This is a genomic window from Desulfothermus okinawensis JCM 13304 (assembly GCF_054654515.1).
On record NZ_BAAIEW010000012.1, the window covers coordinates 17,563 to 39,516 of the forward strand.

The window sequence follows — 21,954 nt, forward strand, 5'->3', positions numbered from 1 at the left end:
ACCCTAGACTACCACCATCTTTTTTCTATTATCTATTTTTGCTTTACCCTGAGGATTAAAGCAAGGGGAACCAAAAACATAGTTATTGTTCCAAGAAAAATAAAGCTGTCATTAAACGCCAACATCCCTGTCTGTCTCCTTACCTCCATATAAATTAAAGCAAGGGGTTTTGAATCAGGGATTGGAAACAACACAGGATAGTGCAAAAAACCAACTACCTTATTCCACATGGACAAAAACTCTTGTCTATATGGAACAACATTTTTTACAAGCATTGTTTGATTAAACTGTTCACTTCTGGCAAGGTATGTAGTGGCAATGGCTGTTCCAAAACTTCCTCCTAAGTTTCTCAAAAGATTAAAGATACTGGAGGCATTTCCAATCTTTTCTTTAGGGATATTTACATATGTTGCAGCAGTAAGGGGCACAAAAAACAGACCCATTCCACATGCCTGGATGACCCTGGGCCAACAAAGCTGCCAAAATCCAGCGTTTAAAGTAAATCTTCCCATCATGATCACTGAAAAGGCGATTAGGGAAAGGCCCAGCATAAGTAAAATATATGCAGGGACCCCTCTATTTAATAAACGACCCACAATAAACATAACAATCATTGTTGCAATTCCACTGGGTCCCAGGACCAAACCAGCCCACATTGCTGTGTAATTCATTAAATTTTGCAAAAATAATGGGAGCAACACTATACTTCCAAAAAAACCCATAAATCCTGTAAACAATATAAAATTTCCAGCAACAAACACCTTGTCCTTAAACACAGAGATATCTAAAATGGGATCATTAGCATATATCTCTCGAACAATATATATGAGAAAGCAAATTACAGAAATTATACTGAGGGTAATAATAAAATTGGAGTGAAACCAATCCTCCCTCTGACCTTTATCCAGGACTACTTGGAGACAACCAACCCATAGGAATAGAAGCATTAAAGAAAAATAGTTAACTCTACCATTTTTCCTCTGTTTTATATAGGGTGGATCAAAGATAAACAGAATCGTCATAAATACAGACAGGATACCTATTGGAAGATTGATATAAAAAACCCACCTCCAAGAAAGATTGTCTGTTATCCATCCGCCAACTACAGGCCCTATTGTAGGGGCTAACACCACCCCCATTCCAAATATTGCCATTGCCATCCCGTGTTCTTTCTTTGGGAAAGACTCTAGCAAGATTGCCTGGGAGATGGGTTGAAGGGCTCCTCCGCCAATCCCCTGAAGTATCCGTGCAAGCACCAGAACCTCCAATGTGGGTGCACTTCCGCAAAGTATTGAAGCAAAGGTAAAAAGTATTATGGAACCAATTAAATATCGTTTTCGGCCAAATAAATTGGACAAAAAACCAGTAATGGGAATTATTACTGCATTGGATACTAGATATGAAGTGAGCACCCATGTGGATTCGTCTAAACCGGCATTTAACCCCCCCTGTATGTGTGGAAGGGACACGTTTACAACACTTGTGTCCATTATCTCTATAAAAGTAGGCAGGATTACAGTTAGTGCGATAATCCACTTGTTCACATTTGGAGTGATGTGTTCTTGTACTTTTTCCACAACAACACCTCTTTTATTTAAGGGTCTTTCCAGACTTATCTCTAATATCCACCTTTACCACCAGTGAGGAACCCAGTCTTAAGGGCATTTTTTTATAGTCATAGTCATCTAATTCAATTTTTACTGGAATCCTTTGGACCACTTTAATCCAGTTTCCAGACGCATTTTCCGGTGGAAGGAGGGAAAACACCTGGCCTGTTCCTGCCCGAATTCCCACAACATGACCACGAAAAACTACATCTGGATACATATCAGCTTCAATCTCTGCCCTTTGACCAATACGTACGTTTGCAAGTTGTGTCTCCTTGAAATTCGCCTCAACATATACCTTATCTAAGGGTACAATCACCATGAGTACCTGACCTGGCAACACCCTATTTCCTCTCTGCAGTTTTGAACCAGCCACATAACCAGATATTGGAGCTTTAATTTTACAATAGCTAAGTTGTAATCTGGCTTCATTTAAAGCTGCCCTTAAATAATCCCTCTCTTTTTTAAGGGAATTTAAAGATTCTATGGCCGACAAAATCTTTGATTCATTCTTTTTGGCAATAGATATTCCTATATGGGCATTCTTTATCTTTTCATCAAGTTCCTTATATATTGCCTGTAAAGAATTTATCTTATGAGTTATAGACTTAATTTGATAAATCAGTTTATTGTACATGGTCTCAACTTGATCGAACTTTTCCTTGGATATAGTATGATTTTTATATAAATTTTTATATCTCTTATATTGCAGTTCTGATAGATGTAAATCCTGTTTTAAGCTGTTTTTCTGTGCGATAAGAGATTTTATCTCTGAATTTACCCTGCTTTTTTCATCAAGTGCCAGATTTAAATCATTTTGGGATTTGTTTATATTTTTTTTAAGGTTGTGTCTTAATATATCCACATCGATCTCTGTACTTTTTATTTTAAAGTTAATGGATTCTAGTTTATTTTTTAGCTGCTCAACCTTTAATTTGTATATTGATGAATCAAGTAGAACCAGTAAATCCCCTTGTTTTACATAATCGTCATTTTTTACATATACCTTCTCTATTGTACCTGGTATTCTACTGCTTACATAACTGCTATCTGCATATACATAAGCATCATCTGTACTCACAAAATTCTTTAGATAAAAAAACCAATAGAAAAAAAATATAATACCAAAAACAATCACAAACAGGATAATAATCTTTGTTCCCTTTTTTGCCCTATCATTGTTTCTATTCTCCATAAAAGAAGTCCTCCATTATCTTAGCAAGTAACTATTTCATGAAAAACCATGTAAAATACTAGTACTCCCCAACAGCCCTTTTTAATGCTGCAAGTGCTATATGATACCCATAAAGTGCCCCGTAGTAATTCATCTCTGATTGGGTAAGATAAGTTCTGGCATCTAATACATCCGTAGAAGTGTTTACCTGGACCTTGTATCCTTCAGTTGTGACCCTGAAATTCTCCTTTGCCTGTACAAGAGATTTCTTTGCAGTTTCCACGTTTACCTTTGCCACCATGAGGTCCTCATACGCCTTTTTTACCTGAACAGCTATCTGGTCTTCTAATCCCTTCTTTCTTTGTTCTAAAGATTTTAGTCTGAATTTTGCACGTCTGACATCAAAAATCTTTTTTCCAGATTCAAAAAATTCCCATTTTGCATTCACCCCAAGGACTAAATTTTTCTCGTTTGTAAATTTATTTTCTGTTGCAGCTAAATCTTCACCCTGCCTCTGATACTCTCCAAAAAGGGAAATGGTTGGGAAAAATCTGCTCCTGGCAAGTTTAATCCCCCATTTAGCCTGTTTAATTGCCCTGTCCATAACACTTATCTCTGGTCTGTTTTTTATGGCATTCTTTATTAGTTCATCTATCCTTGTACAAAAAAATGGCACTCTCTCTACGTCCTCAATTTCATATGATAAATCCAGTATATTTTTATTTAAAATTCTATTTAAATTTGACCTGGCAACTGAATAGTCACTCTTAGCTCTAACAAGTTTTTGTTTTGCCAAAGAATATGCCACTTCAGATTTCAGCAGATCATTTTTGGGAATTATCCCTTGAGAATAGAAATTTCTGGCATCATGTAAATGGCTCTTTAATTGTTTTACTTCCTCTTCCATCACCTCTACTTGTCTTTTTGCCAAGAGCACATTGAAGTAGGCTTGTTTTACCTCAAAAGCTACATTCAATTTTGCAAGTTCAAGAGATAATTTTTCCCTATCAAGACCCAAAGAAGATATTTCATATTTTGACAAGAGTGCAAATCCAGTAAATAGTGGTTGAATCACCCTTACATTCCATGAATATGTGTTTGTATACCCTGTAATAAATTTCTGCTCTATTGGCCCTAGTTTAAAATATACAAAGGGATCATCTCTTAAATGAACGTAATTGTATTCTGCTGAAAGTTTAGGCAACATATCTGAAAATGCACTTTTCTTTTCTTCAACTGCAGCTCTTTCATTAAATAATGACTCTTTTATTTGTGGATTATTTTTTATTGCTAATTGAACAGCCTTATCCAGTGTAAGGATTTCAGAAGACTTGGCTGGTAAAACCAGGCAAAAAAAAGAACTTACAGATACGAACATAAAAAAAATTATTCTTCTCATAGGATCCTCCTTTTATCTCAACACTATTTTAAAATTCCATGAAAAAATAAATCAAAAATTACGTCACAATATTTTCTTTCCAAATCCTTTTCCTCCATAAAAATACCGTGTTTCAAAATAGTCCAGATCAAGCTTAAAAAAAGTACAGCTGTTTTTTCTGGATCAATTTCTCTAAAAATAGACCTCTCTATACCTCTTGCTACTACTCCAGAAACCAGGTTTTGAATAGATAGAATACTATTTTTAAATTCCTGATTAATTCCTTCTATCTTGTTTAGACCTTCCATAACCAAAATTGCAATAACGTCTTTGGACCTTCTGTATTCCTCAAAATGTAATTTCCCAATTCGCCTTAATATCTCTGCTTCATTTTCATACCCAGATATTATTTTTTTTATATTTGTCTCAAAATCCATCATCTTTTGCTGGATTATGGAACCAAAAAGATCTTCTTTACTTGGGAAATATCTATAAATCGTCCCTTTGCCTACCCCTGCCCTCTTTGCAATATCAGAGACCAAAGTGGTGTGGAAGCCATTTTTGGCAAATTCAAGCCTTGCAGCTTTCAATATCTTTGTCCTTGTATCCATACCCATAACCTAATAACCGGACTGACTGGTCAGTTCTATATTCAAGAAATATTAAAGAGATAGAACTTTTTGTCAAGGGGAAAAGCAAAACTATAGGTCAGAAATATTGCCCAATATATTGAGATGGTAACAGAAAAAAATTTAAGACATTAATTTTACTCCACCATAATAAAATCATCCATTCATTTACTTGACTAAATTTTCTCTAAATTGTAAGAGCATATATTCAATCTTACGCAATGAATTGAGGAGGTTTTTATATCAATGGCAAAAAAAAGAGTGAACTACTTGCAAGGTGCGCAAAAAACAGAACAAGGATTAAAATTTAAAGGCGTTATTTTAGAGCCAATTGTTGAAAACTGTGAGGGATGTGAAAGGGTTGTTGAGTTTGAGGGGGAAAAATATTGTGCAAGTTATCCTAGACCCCAGGCAAAGTGGAGAAACGGTGCGTGCAACTTTGCAACCCATGTAAAGGCGGAAATCGATAAGGCTGGTAAGGTAAAATTAAACCCCTTAAAGGCTTCCAAACGCGCGGCAAGGGGAAGGTAAACACAAGATAAGGTCCCAAATTTTGGGGCCTTTTTTATTTTATTGAAAAAAAGGAAGATATGGATAATATTTTAAGCTACTTGGACAATCAAAAACAAAAGGTAGTTGAATTACAAAAAAATCTGGTGTCATTGCCAGCACTGGGACCAGAAAATGGTGGCCTGGGGGAGATAGAAAAGGCCAAATATTTGATTTCTTATTTAAAAAAATATCCCTCTCTTATCATAAAGGAATTTCCAGCTGAAGATACAAGGGTACCATCTAAAATACGGCCAAATATTGCTGCGATTCTTCCTGGTAAAAATAGCCATCAGACACTATGGATAGCCTCTCACTTAGACGTTGTCCCTCCAGGGGATCTATCATTGTGGGAAAGTGACCCATATACATTGCGTCAAGAAGATGACATTATCTATGGCAGAGGGGTGGAAGACAATCACCAGGGAATAGTATCGTCAATTTTAGCCCTTGAGGCGTTCATTAACACGTCCACCAGACCAAATATAAATCTGGGACTGCTATTTGTAGCTGATGAAGAAACTGGGAACAAATATGGTCTGGAATTTTTATTTAAACACCACAGAGAGTTATTTAATCAGAAAGACTGTTTTTTAATACCAGACTTTGGATCTCAAGATTCAGATCTAATAGAGATAGCTGAAAAGGGAATTTTGTGGCTCAAGGTAGAGATTATAGGGAAACAGTGTCACGGGTCCACCCCAAATGAAGGAATAAACACCCTTGTTGCAACAGCCGATCTAATTATTAGATTGAGGAAACTTTATGAAATATTTAATAGGGAAGATCCCCTGTTTTCACCTCCCATATCGACCTTTGAACCAACAAAAAAAGAAACCAATGTTCCCAATATAAATACTATACCAGGAAAAGATGTCTTCTATTTAGACTGTAGAGTCCTTCCATGCTACGACCTCGATGAAGTTATGGATGCCATAAAAAAAATTGGTACTGAAACAGAGAGAAAATATGGAGTTAAAATAAATTTTGAAATCATCCATGGATTGAGTTCCCCAGCCACTGATAAAGACAATGAATTTGTAAAAAAATTAGCCCAGGCAGTCTTTGATGAATATGGCAAAAAACCAACATTCATGGGTGTAGGTGGCGGTACTGTGGCTGTTTATCCAAGGAAAAACAACATACCTGCAGCAGTTTGGGCTACCATCTTCGGTACTGCACACCAACCTAATGAACGATCATCTCTAAAAAATACCCTAAAAGATGCCAAGGTTATGGCAAGGCTTTTGCTATAGTGTTTAAAAAAGGCTATAATTTCCATGATATTAAGTATCCTTGCCAAAAGTTATTTAGCCAGGGTAAGTGAAAGTTTTATCAATAAAAAATGGGAGATATCTGATACAACTGTCCTTATTCTGGAATCCATTCTATTAATTATTTTATTGTGCATTTTATTCTATTTACTACAAAAGAGATATCAGAAAAAAAAAGAAGAGGAGCGAAAAAATCCATTTACAATTAAAAAACCATCTGAAATTAAGAAGATATTAGAACAGGCCTTAAACGAACGATCTAAATTTGAAGTTAGTTTTTCAAAGAAACATAAATTTTCCTCAAACTGTAGCCTGGTGGAATTAAAAGGAAAATCTATTGTTCTAGAACTTCCATCAAACATTGTCCCAACAGATCAATGGAACAAAAGGCCAGTTTATGTTTACTTTAGTCTATCAGGTGACAAACCAGGGATTAGGGTTTATTATTATTTTGAGTCTGTGGTGGAATATTTTTTTTCAAAGAAGACTTTTCACTTTATTGTTATCAAAATTCCAGGGATATTAGAACTAAAACAAAAAAGAAAACATTTTAGGATTGATGCCCAAAACAAAGATTTTGAAAAGATAGTAATTTATTTTTTGTACCATTCCAATCCAATTGACAATATATATGAGTTGCCAGACCCTGTTTTTGAATTTAAAAAATCAAGTGAAAAGGAACCAGAAGGCCCATATCCAATTTCAGTTGTGAACATCTCAGCTGGAGGGATTAGGCTCAAGCTTAAACGCAAATTCAAAAAGGAAGTTGGTTTTGATATTGATAACCCTCCCATGATTTTAATTTTTTTATCTCTTTTCCTTGAAAAGAAACAAAAAGATATATTACTTTTATGTCAGGTGAGAAATTATAACGAAGATTACATTACTAAAGACCTTGAAATAGGTCTACAATTTATAAAGCAGGGTTTTATTGACCCTGAAAACAACAACACAATTAAATGGAAAGAAGTCAAAGAAGATGAGGGTCAAGAGATTATAGCCAGATGGGTATTTTTAAAAAATTTAGCATTAATTAGAAAGGGAATAAAATAACAGGAGGGAAATATCTGTGGACGAGGGATCTGAAGGGAAATTTTGGAATGCAATAAAGAGTATATTCACCGGAAATAGAGAAGTACAATCCATAGAAGAATTGCTCCAAGAGGCCCAAAAGAACAATGTGGTTCCCAAGGATATTGCCTACATGCTAAAAAGCCTTTTAAAACTTGGTGAAAAAAAGGTGTATGAATTAATGATCCCAAGGACAGACATTGATTGTGCAGAAGAAAATTCAAGCATAACAGAAGTTGCAGAAATAATAATTTCCAGTGGTCATTCTAGAATACCAATATATAGAGACAATAAAGACCAGATAATAGGAATAATACATGCCAAAGACCTACTCCCCATATTGATTAACAAAAAAAACGCTTCATTAAATCAGATATTAAGACCTCCATTTTTTGTGCCAGAGACCAAAAATGTTAAAGACATGCTGCTTGAATTTCAGTCCAAAAAGCAGCACCTGGCCATAGCCATTGATGAATATGGAGGGACTTCAGGTTTAATCACATTGGAAGATATATTGGAAGAAATCGTCGGAGAAATAGAAGATGAATACGACAGTCCCAAGGAGGAAGAAATTCAAATTTTAGAAAATTCCTCTTGTCTGGTTTCAGGAAGGACTTCCCTAGAAGACCTAAAGGAACAACTTGGGATCTATTTAGAGTCTGAATTTGTTGAAACCATTGGTGGATATTTGACTGAAATGATGGGACGGATACCCAAGGAAGGCGAAACAATAAAGGTTAAGGGGTACAATTTCCAGATAAAAGAGGCGGACGAAAAGCACATAGGCTCAATTTTAATTTACCCAATAGATAAAGGAGAAAACCTTTCTCAAAATACAGAGCAAGAACAAGACAATAGCTAAACTCAAAATCCCATGTTTTACCTACTATGCATAATATTTACCTATCTGGCATTTGCAAATCCCTTTTTGCAACTGGGTTTCTTAATAATTTTCTACCCATTAATCTTTATCCATATAAGCGAAGTACATGGCAATTTAAAAGACATTATAAAAATTTCTTGGATAACTGGGTCCATAATCTATTCTTCATGTCTTTATTGGATAGCATATCCAGTGGCTAATTACACCAATGTACCCTTAATAGTAGCAATTGCATGTCCCATTTTACTTGGAATTTATCTGGGAATTTATCCTAGTATATTTACCTCTATTTTGTTTTACAATAGAAATATTCATTGGACAGTAAAGGGATTGATTGCTGGTCTTAGTTGGTCGTCACTTGAATATATAAGGACATATTTTTTAACTGGATTTCCATGGTTAAATATAACCCAGGCACTTTCATCCTATATAAAATTTGTACAACCTGTCAAAATTATAGGTGAAACTCTATTTTCTGGAATAATTGTTATTATAGCTGTATGGATATATGAAGGTAAGAAAAGGAGAATCATTCCTATAATGTTTACTATTTTACTTATTTTACTCGTTTATATATCAGGTACTTATTTGTATAATGCAAAAATAAATTCTGTAAAAAATATAAGAGCAGTAATAGTTCAGGGAAATATAGACCAATATGTTAAATGGGATAAAAAATACCAGGAAGATACCTTAAAGAAATATATGATATTAACCAATAAGGCTTTGGATAAATATAGTGGAGAAAATACCTTAGTAGTATGGCCAGAGACGGCGATGCCATTTTATATTCAAGAAAGAAATATTCTCACTTATAGTTTACTAAATTATACTAGACGCAAAAAAATTATATTAATAACTGGCGCACCTGGTTATAAAATAAAAAAAGAAAAGGTAAACTGGTATAACAGAGCATATTTAATATACAAAGGGAAGATAATAGATTATTATGATAAGGTTCACCTAGTCCCATTTGGTGAATATATACCTTTTGGAAGTATTCTGTCATTCATTAGTAAAATTGTGGAAGGCCCTGGTAATTTTAGTAGGGGAAAGAGCCTAACTCCCCTTAAAATTGGAGATCTTGCAATTGGAACCCTAATCTGCTATGAAATGATCTTTCCCGACCTTGTGGCCCAGCTCGTAAGAAACAATGCGAAACTTATTGTAAATATAAGCAATGACGCCTGGTTTGGAAATTCATCTGGGCCTTATCAACATCTGAATCAGGCAATTGTAAAGGCCATTGAAACCAATAGATTTATATTAAGGGCAACCAACACTGGTATTTCAGCAATAATAACGCCCAAGGGTAAGGTTGTAAAAAAACTTCCCTTAAACAAAAAGGGTTTTTTAACAGCCAATGTAGCTTTAATTAAGGACAACACATTTTATGTAAAACATCACAATGTTATTAAACTGGTAACCTTTTTTTTGTGTATCTTCATACTAATCATAAAACATTATAGGTCAAAATATGGTGGAAAAGATAATACAACTACCTGAGCTAAAGAGGCAAAAGGATTTAGTGCTCGAAAAATATTCCCAATTAAGGGGGCGTCTTTGACATAGGACCTATAAAATTAGAATTAGAAGAAATAGACAAAAAATTATCAAAACCAGAATTTTGGTCTAATCCAGAGGAAGCTAAGCCTCTTATGCAAAAAAAATCCCAACTGGAAAACGAACTAAGTGGTATAGAAGAACTGGAAGATGCGAAATCTAATATGGAAGAGTGGTTGGAGCTAGCAGAAGAAGATCAAAGTAGCGAAATCTTACAGGTAGCAGAGGAACAAATAAGACACTTTAAGAAGGTATTAGACAGCTTTGAATTAAAGACGCTTCTTTCATCTGAACACGACAAAAACAACGCCATCTTAGAGATACACCCAGGTGCAGGTGGCACTGAAGCACAGGACTGGGCAGAGATGTTACTCAGGATGTACAAAAGGTGGGCTGAAGATAAGGGTTATAAAGTTAAAGAGTTGGATATACTTCCTGGAGATGAAGCAGGTATAAAGAGCGTAACCATATCCATTGAAGGGCCCTATGCATACGGTCTGTTAAAAGGAGAAAAGGGAATACATAGGTTGATTAGGATATCTCCCTTTGATGCATCTGGGAGGAGACATACTTCATTTGCATCTGTGGATGTCTATCCTGAAGCAGATAAGGAAATAAAGATAGACATAAATGAAGAGGACTTGAGGATAGATGTATTTAGGGCTGGAGGTCCTGGGGGTCAATCGGTTAATAAGACCAGTTCAGCCGTAAGAATTACCCACATACCCACTGGAATTGTTGTTCAGTGCCAGAACGAAAAATCCCAATTCAGGAATAAGGAAATAGCCCTCAAGATATTACAAGCAAGGTTATATGAAAGGGAACTAAAAAAAATTGAAGAAGAAAGGCAAAAACAGTATTCACAAAAAAGTGCCATTGCCTGGGGATCCCAAATAAGAACATACACCCTACAGCCCTATAGACTAGTTAAAGATCATCGAACCAATGTGGAAGATGGAAATGTGGACAGGGTCTTGGATGGAGATCTGGACAAATTTATAAGGAGTTATTTACTTCATATCCATGGACAAAAAAGACAATAATTTAAAAAAAATAGAAAATGAAATACGCATCATCCAGAGAGAGTTGGATGGAATTGTAAAAAAGTGTAATACCGACGCCAAAGAAGGAGTTTTAGTATTTCGCCCCACCTGTGGTACATCAAGAGAAGAAATAAAACGACTACTTCAAAAGACCATGCTATACGATTGGAATATATTAACAATAAATGGGGACACCACTCCAACCATAATTACCTTATTTGAAAACCTTGAAAAGTTAAAAGACCTTGCAAATAAAGACCCTTTAACAGGGTTACTTAATAGAAAACAATTAAATAACATTATAATGGTGGAAACAGAAAGGTGTTACAGGACCAGACAGCCTTTATGTATACTTTTCATAGACTTAGACGATTTCAAAAAAATAAACGATACAATGGGACATGATGTTGGTGACAGGGTTTTAATTGAAGTGGCAAACAAATTAAAAGAGCAATGTCGAAAAACAGACCATATTGGAAGATATGGAGGGGAAGAATTTGTCATTGTCCTACCCTCTACCTCTTTAGTACAAGGGGAGATAACTGCTGAGAGAATTAGAAGTTCAATTAGAAACATTAGATTTGAAGAACAAAAAAATGGGAGTTTTAGGGTAACTTGTTCCATTGGACTTTGTTGTTATAAAGGTAGAAAAAAGATTAATCCAGAGTTTATTTTAAAACAAGCTGATAATGCCTTGTATGAGGCCAAAAATAGAGGAAAAGATAGGATAGTATCTGCTGGTATTGTGGATATTGACGCTGAGTCCATACAAGAGATGGTTAAGGTAAATCCAGAAGAAAAAAACTTCTTATTTGGAAAAACTAAATAAAATGAGTGAAAAAGACATGGAAAATTCAAATAAAAGCCTCAGCATATCAATATTAAGCGGAAAAGGTGGGGTTGGTAAGACTAATATTGCATTAAACCTTGCATATGCATTATGCAGCCTGAAGTCGCCCACACTTCTTATTGACTGTGACCTTGGACTTGCCAACTTAGATATCCTCCTTGGCATAACCCCTGAGAAAAACCTGGAATACCTATTGAGCCCTAATACAAATGTGGATGATGTATTAATCACACTGGAGGATGGGCTTCAGTTTCTACCAGCAGCATCTGGAGTACCTGAACTAGTAGAATGGGATAATGACCTTCAGACAATCATCTTTAAAAAATTAAACAGTTCTTTGAGCAAATATCACTTTCTTATCCTGGATCTTGGAGCTGGGATAAACTCCACAGTTATAAACCTTGCGGCTATTAGTAGATTTAAAATCATTATAATAACTCCTGAGCCCACGTCACTTACAGATGGATATGCCCTAATCAAGGTCTTAAAAACAAAGCACAATATAAAAGACTTCTTTATAATTGTTAATATGGCCAAAGATAAAAAACAAGGCACAGCCACCTTTCAAAGGCTAAAAATTGCATGTGAAAATTTTTTGGGCATCAAGATAAACCTTCTTGGTATAATTAATGAGGACTCCACTATCCCCATGGCAGTGGTGAATCAAGTGCCTTTATTCAAATTTAAAAGAGATTCAGTGGCATGTAAAAATATAGAAGAAATTGCCATAAAGGTAAAAAAATATCGGGAATTGCTGGTTCCAGAACTAACCCTCCCATTTAAACTAGACATCCTGCTAAAAAAATAGCTTACTTAATAAATAATACTTGACCAAATAAACATAATTTTGCATAAAATGTATTAACATGTTGATTTCATAGTTAAAAACCAAAAAAGGGGGAGGAAATGAATAAGAGTGAACTAATAAAGGCCTTTGCCAAGAAAGAAGACTTATCAATTGAAGACGCAACCCTAATTGTAAACATTTTTTTTGACTCAATAAAAGAAGCCTTAAAAGAGGGTCGAAGGGTTGAAATTAGAGGTTTTGGCAGTTTTAAAATAAAAGAATATGATGGTTATATAGGGAGAAATCCCAGCACAGGGCAGCAGGTTGAGGTGAAACCCAAAAGGCTACCTTTTTTTAGGGTTGGAAAGGAACTTAAGGAGTTCTTAAATTCATGAAAAAACTTGGTTTAATTTCTACAGTATTCTTTTTAATCTTTTTTGTCCCTCTAGATCTTTTTGCAACGGGCAAAATCACAATTGTATACACAGCTAACACCTTTGGTACCATTGACCCCTGTCCAGTTTGAGGGGGAAAATTGTTGGGAGGTCTCGCCCGACGAAAAACTGCCTTTGCAAAAATAAAAAGACAGTTCCCAGATGGATTATTTATTGGGGGATACTTTGAAGTAACAAATATAAATGGGCAGATAAACCCCTACCAGATAAAAAAATTAGTTAAGGCTTTTGATAAACTGGGATATGACATAAAGGTAATAAATGGATCTGCCTTAAAAAATCACCCTGAGTTAAAACAAAATGGATGGATTAGTTCTAAGAAACAGCTTATAATCAAATATATAAAAAGGGATAAAAACCTTATTGGTGTTGTTATTTTTCCAGAAAAATTGAGATCTGTGGAAAATATTGATATTGAAAAAATAAAATTGGCCAGAAGAAAATCCCATATATTAATAGGTATAAGTCCGTATGGATACGAATTGGAGAAAAGACTATTAATAAACAGTAAACTATGTGGTATTCTTGACTTACTCCTTGGAAGTGGACGAGGACCATCCTTTACCAACAGATCCATAAAAAATACCATATGGGTGAGGCCCATATCTAAAGGTAAGGCAATATATTTGATATCTTTTGAAAATATTTCCAAAGGCAAATCCCTTGTTTTAGGAAAAAATGTTACTGTAAGTAAGAAATACCTCAGTGATAATCTTTTAGAAAACAAAGAGATAAAACAGATTCTGATGGAATAAGTCAAATACAAAAGGAGATTATATGGAGTTTGACGGGGAAATAATCTTTTATAAGATGCATGGAAGTGGCAATGATTTTGTCTTAATAAACTTAGATGACGAACTAAAATTAACTGGCACTGAGATGGAAAATTGGGCAAAGAAACTGTGTAGAAGAAAATTTGGTATAGGTGGTGATGGACTAATTTTTTTAACAACAAAGGGTATAGATGATACAAAGGCAACATATAAATGGCATTTTTACAATTCAGATGGATCTAGGGCAGAGATGTGTGGAAATGGGTCTAGATGTGCTGCTAGACTAGCATTTAAGCTCAAAATCGCCCCCAAAAAACACCTATTTGAGACAGATGCGGGGTTAATAGAAGCTGAGGTATTTGAAAAGGAGAAAATGGTCAAAGTTCAATTAACAAAACCAAAAGACTTTAAACAAGACATTGAAATTGAAATACAGGGGGAAACCCATAGAGTACAATATGTAAATACTGGAGTGCCACATGCCATTTTGTTTCTTGAAGATGTGAAAAATCTAGATGTCCAAAATATAGGAGCAAAAGTAAGGTTCCATGAAAAATTTAAGCCAAGTGGGACCAACGTAAACTTTGTATCAATTTCTCGAGATGGCAAACTACATTTAAGGACATATGAGAGAGGAGTTGAGGCAGAGACCTACGCCTGTGGAACAGGAGCAGCTGCTTCTGCCTATGTAGCACACAAATTGGGATATACAAATAAAAACGAAGTTCCAGTAATCACATCTGGTGGAGAGAAATTAACCATAACCATTGGGGAGAAAGATACCCTCTATTTAACGGGAGGAGCCACCCTGGTATATGAGGGTAAATTAAACCCACATGAAATAGGACTATAAATTTAAAGCCAGGCCCAGTTAATCACCAGGCCTGGCTTTAGCAAAAGGAGGAAGGTATTTATTTTTCTTAATGCAATTTAAATACCAAATCCTAGCCCAAGTTTATCCTTTTGATAAACTTGGGCTAAATGATTTTAACTTGGGATTTTGGTATAGTAAGTAGTTAAAATTTTTAAACTGTAAATTTTCCTCCCAAACATGTACTTTCACTGTATTTATCAAAAATTAAAAGAGTTTTTTGTACAAGAAAAAAGTTTTTATCTGAAATTGAAAAGTTCAAAATTTTGAACCCATCACCTTCCAGTATGTCCAAATCCCCCCTTTCCCCTTTTTGTATGGGAAAGAGAGGAAGATTCAATTAGTTTTGCCTGGTATGCTGGCATAAATATCAGCTGGGCAATCCTATCTCCAGGGAAAATTTTTTTCACAGACATAGAGATATTTAGAAGTGATACCTTTATCTCCCCCCTATAGTCTGGATCAATCACTCCAACCCCTTGGGTCACCACAAGTCCTTCTTTTATACCTAGACCACTTCTAGAAAATACAAATCCAGCAATATCTTTGGATAATATTTCAATGGCGATACCTGTTCCAATTAGGACTCTTTCCCCAGGCTCAATCAATATTTCACAATGTATAGCGGCAAAAAGGTCCAATCCTACGGACATATCTGTTGCGTATTTTAGTTTTTCTTTAAATCTTTTATCTAGAAATTTCACTTTAACACAAAGAGGGCCCATATCCTCATACTCCTTAAAAACTTTTTTGTGGAAAAACATTTGAAGAACTAAGCTTAATAAAACTGACGCCATAGTTTTTTCTTTTTTTGAAGATCTGTCAAACTATAAAATCCAACTTTACTAAATAAAAATTTGTTGTTATAGGAAACTGCCCATGGAGAAAGATCAAAAAAAGGCCTACTTGTATGGTATTCTTTCTGTTGCAATATGGTCAACAGTGGCAACTGCCTTTAAACTCTCTTTAAGATATACATCTGTAATTAATTTACTCTTTATCTCTACAATCGTATCAACTCTAGTATTATTTTTCACCTTACTTATTGAAAAAAAAATAAATCAGCTAAAGGCCTTGGATTCAAAAGATATTTTATATTCGTGTATTCTGGGCATACTTAATCCATTTTTATACTATATAATATTGTTCTCTGCGTATGATCTTTTAAGGGCACAAGAGGCCCAGGCCATAAACTACACTTGGGCTATCACCTTATCTATTCTTGCATTCTTTTTTCTTGGTCAAAAACTCACCATAGGAGATATAGTGGGACTAATCTTGAGCTATTTTGGAGTTTATTTAATTGCAACAAAGGGAGAAATATCTAACTTTAATTTCCAAGCCAATCCAAAAGGGATATTTCTTGCACTTCTCAGCACTATTATATGGGCCCTTTACTGGGTCCTAAACACAAAGGACACATTGGACCCCACAATTAGATTATTTTTAAATTTCTTCTTTGGAACCATAGCAATAACCCTCCTATTTTTCATAAAATCATCCCCTTCCTCCCTTTCGTTTTATGGATCTTTGGGGTCCATATATATTGGATTTTTTGAAATGGGCATAACCTTTTTGCTCTGGTCAAGGGCCCTAAAATTTGCTGAATCAACAGCTAAAATTAGTATTTTGATATACCTCTCACCCTTTCTTTCCCTCATCTTTATCCACTTTTTTGTAGGAGAAAAAATCTATATTTCCACAATCTTGGCGTTAATTTTGATAATAAGTGGAATAGGCATTCAAAAAATCTGGAAAACAGCATAAAAACATCCATTCCCTCTTTACTAAACACCTACCTTTTGATATAAAACCCGTAAATTATAACCGAACGGAAGGTATAGAACTAAACCCCATTTATCATTGCTAGTAAAAATTTCCTCAAAGGATTAATTTATGCATATTTTAATAGCATTTATTATTGGAGCTTGTTTACTAGCTGGTTTTCATCCAATGGAATCCCATCCAAAGGGACAATTGTATCTGGTCTTAAACACGGGAGAAAAGGTTGTCATAAGGCCCACAGTAAAGCCTTTTACTGAGGAATTTCAGAAAAAACACATAGTAAAACAGCATTATGACTATAGTTGTGGTTCTGCTGCCCTTGCAACCCTTTTAGACTTTTATTTAGGGGAAAACTTTACTGAGGATCAGGTAATAATGGGTCTTATGCAATATGGGGACATAGAAAAGATTAAAAAAAGAAGGGCCTTTTCCCTTCTTGACATGAAGAGGTTTGTAAATGTCCTAGGGTACAAGGGAACAGGGTACATGGCCACCTTAGACGATCTTAAGACTTTAAAAGTCCCTGGCATTATTCCAATAAAAATCTTTAACTACCGACACTTTGTTGTATTTAGAGGTATATATGATAACAGGGTATTTGTTGCTGATCCATGGCGGGGAAATAGCAGTTACCCTATCTCTAAATTTAAAGAAATGTGGTATAAAAATGTAATTTTTATTGTGGAACCAAATGGGAGAGGATCTTTAAACCTACTTAAACTTTCAGACGAAGATTTGAGGTATATTGATGAAGATATGGCCAGAAGGACGTTGTTTGACTCATCAGTTGATATGTCCCTTCCCGCCAAGAGAAGATTAGATGGAATGCCTACACCTTACGATTATTATAAAAGCAAGTAAATGGAGTAGTTAGATGAAAAGGACAATCTTTCTCGTATTTTTTATCTTTTTGTTTTTCAATCCAAATCTATTTGGACAGAATAGTACAAAATCATCTAACAACAAGTTCAAATTTTCTGTAAAACTAATTCCATTTCCGGGAAAACAAAAGGCAAATGCAACAATTGAAGATTTAAAAAAACAGGGATACTCCCCATATTTGGAAAAAAAGAAATTGGATGAGGATACACCTGTATTTATTGTAACAATAAAGGACTTCTCTAACTTACAAGAAGCTGAAAAATTTTTAGACGATTTTACCAATCACACAGGAGAATTTGCTTACATAACAAAATATAATACCTTAAAAATAGTCAAGGTAGGAAAAGTTCCCTCAGGAATAAAGACAAATGGGCCACATCTAAAGGTCACAAAATCAGAATCCGGTGAGCATGAAACTTCACAACCATCTATTCCCTCCTCTATTGGTACAGCGCCCCTTTCTGGGAGTATAGACCAAAAAATAGCGCAGCTTGAAGAAAGATTAAACAAATTACAAAAGGAAGCCGAAGCTAGAAAGAAACTGGAAATTACAGAGGAAGAAAAGAAGAAAAAGGAAGAAAAAATTTTAGAAGCAGCAGGTAGAGAATATCTACTACTCCCCAAGGGGCGCCTTAGCTTGGAATATTCCCTGGGATATTCATACTATTCATATGACACCCTGGAATCTATTTACTCAGTTGAACACCATGCAAACCATAATTTAAGAAACACTATTTCCACTGAATATGCAGTTCTAAACAACTTGACTTTAACCATGAATGTACCCTTTGTGTATAAATACGACAAAATTGGCACAGACCAGTCAAAAGAGGTAACAGATATTGGAGATATCAGTTTTGGTGTAAAATTTCAGCCCTTTAAAAACACAGGAAAATGGCCAGCACCAATAATAAGCTCATCACTTATCCTACCAACTGGACGGGGCGTCTATGACATTGACATTGACAATGAACTAAGTACTGGAGGAAGTCTATTGGGCCTATCCACTTCAGTATCAGTATCTAAACCCATTGACCCAGTGAATGCCTTTGCCAGCCTTGGATATACCTATTATTTTGAAAAGGATGGAATCGACCAGGTTAGAGGTGGAGACGTACTTGTAAAGGTAAAACCCAGGGGGAGTATTAGTGGAAGTCTAGGGCTTGGCTATGCCCTATCATATAACGTCTCCCTGTCGTTGAGTTATTCATACTCATATGGATTGGGATCAAAGTATTATTTCAAGAGCGGAAGGGTAAGTCAGAGTGGGACATCTGTATCATCCTCTCTGGGTATTAGTACAGGGTGGTATATTACCCCAAAACGCTCAGTAATTGTGGGTGCAGGTATAGGTTTGACAAACAATGACCCTGACTTCTCATTTTCTTTGAGAATCCCCTTTGACTATGACCTAGTTAAGTAAAATGTTTAATAATGCCAAATTAGTTGCAGCTGATATAGCAATTATAATAATATTTTTTTTGCTATCTAGCACTGGATATTGTGCATTTAATGAGCAACTTGCAATCACCACAAAGGCAATTTCCTTAGCCAATGCCGTAACTGCAAATCCCCCTGGGATAATGTCCATCCACTATAACCCTGCGGGCCTTTCCCTGCTTGGATCCGGAAAATGGTTCTACCAGGGATTGACCGTACCTTACATAAAAAAGACCTCTAAATTTGACAGAAACCCCAACTGGCCAGGAATCTTCGGTGGATTTAAGGACGACCCCATTTTAGATAAAAATGGACATGCAGAGGGGACCAACACCAGTGGAAAGATGTTTATCCCAATAATTAACCAGCCAATCAACTTCTTGATTTCCCCCACCATGGGTATTGCATACAGAAGACCTGGCTCAAAATGGACCTTTGCATTTGGAAACTATGCCCCATTTGCTGTTGGATTGATACACAACCACAGAAATGATCCAGCCAGATGGGGGGGATGGGAAGTCTACCAGCAACACTTAATATATGCAGCACCTTCTGTTAGTTATCAAATAAAAGATAATCTCTCCATAGGACTTACAGTTGGAATTGGTCAAACTGCCATGGGTGCTAGAGTGGATATGAGAAATCCAAATGAACTTGTATCGTTAACCAGAATACTGGGAAATGCTACTAAGGACCTTGAAATACCTGTTATATCAGAGTTAACCCTACCACCTCCATGGTTTGGGGGAGGAATAGGACCATACGACAAAATTGCATCCTTAAAAGTACGACTAAGGGATGATTTTAGTCCCAATTATAATGTAGGAGTGCTGTGGTCTCCATTTAAATGGCTCAGCCTTGGGGTATGTTACCAAAGCCCTATAAAAGTACAGCTTCGAGGGAAATATATCATTGAATATTCAGAGCAATGGCAGAAGATGATGAACTGGCTAGGGAGCTCACCACTTTTACTACAAACCTCTGGCATGTTGGATTTGCCAACCCAAGGGATACCCAATCAAAGGGGTAGGTTAACCACTGAAATAGAATTTCCACAAAGGGTGCAGGCAGGGATAAAACTAACATTACTCAATAAAATAAATCTCATGTTTGATGTGAAATGGGCAAATTGGTCAGTCATTCAACAAGACAATTTTAGATTTGATCAACCCATACAACTACTTCGAGTTGCCAAGATGTCTGGATATACAGGGGGTAATTACAACCTAAAGCTCAACAGAAACTTTAAAGATACTCTAGATTGGGCAGTGGGAATAGAATATATGCTAAATGACAAAATAACCTTAAGGGCAGGGTATGAGTGGAGGGATAGCCCTGTTAGAGACAATTTATTCGACCTATTATATGCACTACCTGACCTACATTTCTTTGGAGTAGGAGTCTCTATTAAATTGCCTAAAAAAATAACCCTGGATGTTGGAGCTGCTTATCTGTTTAATAAAGGTTATAAAGTACCGGATAATTCCAGTAAAAACTTAAACTCCAATGTATTTACAGATGTTGTATATAACCCTTATGCTGGTCTCAATTACAAACAGGACACAGAGACATATATGTTGTCTGTTTCAGCCACTATGCCATTTGAAACAATGAAGGATCTTATGCATCATCAAACTGAAATGTTAAAAAAGGCAGCTTCCATATTAATGTTTTTTAAACACAAGAAAAAAGGAGAAAAAGAGGCCTATATTGAAAAGGTAAAAAACATTTCAAGTTCTAATAAATTAAATATAAATAAAACAAATATAAATAAAACGAAAAATAAAGATTTATTAGTAAAAATACCAGAACCCATATTAAGTCCAAAAGAACAAATAAAAAATTTAGTTTACGCATTTATTAAATACTGGGAAAATGCAGAAATAGATAAATTTATTTCCTTTTATACTCCATACAGTATAAAAGGAAATCTAATAGGGAAAAAAGCTATCTATAAGTCATATAAAGATTTGTGGTCAAAAAATAGGCCAAAAAGAATATCAATTAAGGATATGCATATATGGAAAAGCAAGAAGGGCTATTGGGTGAGATTTGTTCAAGGATATGAAGCAGAAAATGGATATAAGGATAGAGGTATAACAACATTATATCTGGAAAAAGTAAATGGTTTTTATAAAATACTAAATCATCAATGGAAAAGACTAAATCAAAATAAACCAAAGCCTAAAAAAATAAAAATGGTGCACGAAAAAATACAAAAGAAGGATATAATAGACTTAATTTATAAATGGAAAAAATCTTGGAAGTCTCATAATATTAATAATTTCATTAAATTTTATTCACCATATAGTATTAAAGGGAAATTAATCGGAAAATCTTCGATAATGGACTACTACAAAAAATTGTGGTCTAAAGATTTACCTAAAGATATATATATTGCAAATATTCGTATTAGTAGGTCTAAGAGAGGATACGTGGCTGAGTTTATCCAAGAATATATATCCCAAAAGGGATACAGGGACATTGGAATAGTTAGTTTAATAGTTGAAAATACAGATAATGGACTAAAAATCATAAACCAACAATGGCGTCCAATCAAGGATCTAGAAATAAAAGGTTTATTTGAAAGCCTTATCAAGTGGATAGACACAGAAAAAACGTCTGATATAAAAGACCAGGCCAAATTTTATGCACCATATGTTATAAAAGACAAAAAAATTGGACTGAGGGAAGTTTTAGTTACAAGTACACATAAAAAGGCTACTAGACATATTACCCCAATGGACATTAGAGAAATAAAAATACAAAAGCTAAAAAGAGGTTTTAACACCTGTGTAAAAATGGTCTACAAAGACCATGATAAAAAAACAGTAAAAGATGTCCAATTACTCTGGGAAAGGATAGACAATTTATGGAAAGTAATTGCTGAGGTAAGACAGTGACCCTCCTGTTTTCAATTTTCAAGGGCGCGTGTCCCAA

At 35.2% G+C, this 21,954-nt stretch carries 21 protein-coding genes; 16 read left to right on the forward strand and 5 right to left on the reverse strand.

Translation table 11 applies throughout. The annotated features are described in order from the left end of the window. Nucleotides 1–32: 32 nt before the first annotated feature. Genes ACYQ0O_RS06040 through ACYQ0O_RS06055 form a run of 4 tightly spaced genes read right to left on the reverse strand, consistent with a single transcriptional unit; the run spans nucleotide 33 to nucleotide 4,770 of the window. Nucleotides 33–1,577: a DHA2 family efflux MFS transporter permease subunit gene (locus tag ACYQ0O_RS06040; RefSeq protein WP_459891538.1), complete on the reverse strand. Its 1,545-nt coding sequence runs from the start codon at nucleotides 1,575–1,577 to the stop codon at nucleotides 33–35. A 13-nt stretch (nucleotides 1,578–1,590) separates the two neighbouring features. Then, nucleotides 1,591–2,802 carry an efflux RND transporter periplasmic adaptor subunit gene (locus tag ACYQ0O_RS06045; protein ID WP_459891539.1) on the reverse strand — a complete coding sequence of 404 codons (1,212 nt, stop codon included), beginning with the start codon at nucleotides 2,800–2,802 and terminating at the stop codon, nucleotides 1,591–1,593. Nucleotides 2,803–2,860: 58 nt separating this feature from the next. Continuing rightward, on the reverse strand, nucleotides 2,861–4,180 hold the full coding sequence (locus tag ACYQ0O_RS06050) for a TolC family protein (protein WP_459891540.1): 1,320 nt from the start codon (nucleotides 4,178–4,180) through the stop codon (nucleotides 2,861–2,863). A gap of 23 nt (nucleotides 4,181–4,203) precedes the next feature. Continuing rightward, on the reverse strand, nucleotides 4,204–4,770 hold the full coding sequence (locus ACYQ0O_RS06055; RefSeq protein ID WP_459891541.1) for a TetR/AcrR family transcriptional regulator: 567 nt from the start codon (nucleotides 4,768–4,770) through the stop codon (nucleotides 4,204–4,206). Nucleotides 4,771–5,034: 264 nt separating this feature from the next. Between ACYQ0O_RS06055 and ACYQ0O_RS06060 the strand changes: the two genes are divergently transcribed. From ACYQ0O_RS06060 to dapF, 12 genes are all read left to right on the forward strand, one after another. Continuing rightward, the gene (locus ACYQ0O_RS06060) at nucleotides 5,035–5,319 is read left to right on the forward strand and encodes a PxxKW family cysteine-rich protein (RefSeq protein WP_459891542.1); all 285 of its coding nucleotides are present in this window, start codon (nucleotides 5,035–5,037) and stop codon (nucleotides 5,317–5,319) included. 59 nt (nucleotides 5,320–5,378) lie between these two features. Next, nucleotides 5,379–6,593 carry a M20 family metallo-hydrolase gene (locus tag ACYQ0O_RS06065; RefSeq protein ID WP_459891543.1) on the forward strand — a complete coding sequence of 405 codons (1,215 nt, stop codon included), beginning with the start codon at nucleotides 5,379–5,381 and terminating at the stop codon, nucleotides 6,591–6,593. A 24-nt stretch (nucleotides 6,594–6,617) separates the two neighbouring features. Continuing rightward, nucleotides 6,618–7,664 (forward strand): PilZ domain-containing protein, encoded by a 1,047-nt coding sequence (locus tag ACYQ0O_RS06070; RefSeq protein WP_459891544.1) that lies wholly within the window; start codon nucleotides 6,618–6,620, stop codon nucleotides 7,662–7,664. A gap of 16 nt (nucleotides 7,665–7,680) precedes the next feature. Next, nucleotides 7,681–8,544, forward strand: coding sequence for a hemolysin family protein (locus ACYQ0O_RS06075; protein WP_459891545.1), 864 nt, complete (start codon nucleotides 7,681–7,683; stop codon nucleotides 8,542–8,544). 12 nt (nucleotides 8,545–8,556) lie between these two features. Beyond that, nucleotides 8,557–10,071, forward strand: a complete 1,515-nt coding sequence (gene lnt / locus ACYQ0O_RS06080) for an apolipoprotein N-acyltransferase (protein WP_459891546.1) — start codon at nucleotides 8,557–8,559, stop codon at nucleotides 10,069–10,071. Beyond that, nucleotides 10,055–11,171 (forward strand): peptide chain release factor 2 gene (gene prfB, locus ACYQ0O_RS06085; RefSeq protein ID WP_459891593.1). Its coding sequence is split into 2 segments (ribosomal slippage): nucleotides 10,055–10,129 and nucleotides 10,131–11,171, totalling 1,116 coding nucleotides; the frame shifts between segments, so codons are not numbered across the junction. Before lnt ends, prfB begins: the two co-directional genes overlap by 17 nt. Then, nucleotides 11,152–12,000: a GGDEF domain-containing protein gene (locus ACYQ0O_RS06090; RefSeq protein WP_459891547.1), complete on the forward strand. Its 849-nt coding sequence runs from the start codon at nucleotides 11,152–11,154 to the stop codon at nucleotides 11,998–12,000. Before prfB ends, ACYQ0O_RS06090 begins: the two co-directional genes overlap by 20 nt. Before the next feature lies 1 nt (nucleotide 12,001). Next, nucleotides 12,002–12,829, forward strand: a complete 828-nt coding sequence (locus tag ACYQ0O_RS06095) for a MinD/ParA family protein (protein ID WP_459891548.1) — start codon at nucleotides 12,002–12,004, stop codon at nucleotides 12,827–12,829. Nucleotides 12,830–12,927: 98 nt separating this feature from the next. After that, nucleotides 12,928–13,203, forward strand: coding sequence for an HU family DNA-binding protein (locus ACYQ0O_RS06100; protein WP_459891549.1), 276 nt, complete (start codon nucleotides 12,928–12,930; stop codon nucleotides 13,201–13,203). After that, a complete protein-coding gene (locus ACYQ0O_RS06105; RefSeq protein ID WP_459891550.1) occupies nucleotides 13,200–13,334 on the forward strand; it encodes a hypothetical protein in 135 nt (44 codons plus the stop codon). Before ACYQ0O_RS06100 ends, ACYQ0O_RS06105 begins: the two co-directional genes overlap by 4 nt. Before the next feature lie 9 nt (nucleotides 13,335–13,343). Continuing rightward, a complete protein-coding gene (locus ACYQ0O_RS06110) occupies nucleotides 13,344–14,018 on the forward strand; it encodes a hypothetical protein (protein ID WP_459891551.1) in 675 nt (224 codons plus the stop codon). 22 nt (nucleotides 14,019–14,040) lie between these two features. Then, entirely contained in the window at nucleotides 14,041–14,889 is an 849-nt protein-coding gene (dapF, locus tag ACYQ0O_RS06115) for a diaminopimelate epimerase (protein ID WP_459891552.1), read from the forward strand. Nucleotides 14,890–15,182: 293 nt separating this feature from the next. Here dapF and dut read toward each other — a convergent pair whose 3' ends face one another. Then, nucleotides 15,183–15,632 (reverse strand): dUTP diphosphatase, encoded by a 450-nt coding sequence (dut, locus tag ACYQ0O_RS06120; protein ID WP_459891553.1) that lies wholly within the window; start codon nucleotides 15,630–15,632, stop codon nucleotides 15,183–15,185. A 154-nt stretch (nucleotides 15,633–15,786) separates the two neighbouring features. On the opposite strand from dut, the gene ACYQ0O_RS06125 reads away from it, so the two are divergent. The 4 genes from ACYQ0O_RS06125 to ACYQ0O_RS06140 all read left to right on the forward strand — a co-directional run bounded on the left by ACYQ0O_RS06125 (nucleotide 15,787) and on the right by ACYQ0O_RS06140 (nucleotide 21,917). Continuing rightward, nucleotides 15,787–16,674, forward strand: a complete 888-nt coding sequence (locus ACYQ0O_RS06125) for a DMT family transporter (protein ID WP_459891554.1) — start codon at nucleotides 15,787–15,789, stop codon at nucleotides 16,672–16,674. Between the two features lie 129 nt (nucleotides 16,675–16,803). Beyond that, nucleotides 16,804–17,553, forward strand: coding sequence for a C39 family peptidase (locus ACYQ0O_RS06130; RefSeq protein ID WP_459891555.1), 750 nt, complete (start codon nucleotides 16,804–16,806; stop codon nucleotides 17,551–17,553). A gap of 13 nt (nucleotides 17,554–17,566) precedes the next feature. Next, a complete protein-coding gene (locus ACYQ0O_RS06135; RefSeq protein WP_459891556.1) occupies nucleotides 17,567–18,997 on the forward strand; it encodes an SPOR domain-containing protein in 1,431 nt (476 codons plus the stop codon). A gap of 1 nt (nucleotide 18,998) precedes the next feature. Continuing rightward, entirely contained in the window at nucleotides 18,999–21,917 is a 2,919-nt protein-coding gene (locus tag ACYQ0O_RS06140; protein ID WP_459891557.1) for an OmpP1/FadL family transporter, read from the forward strand. Nucleotides 21,918–21,954: the final 37 nt, after the last annotated feature.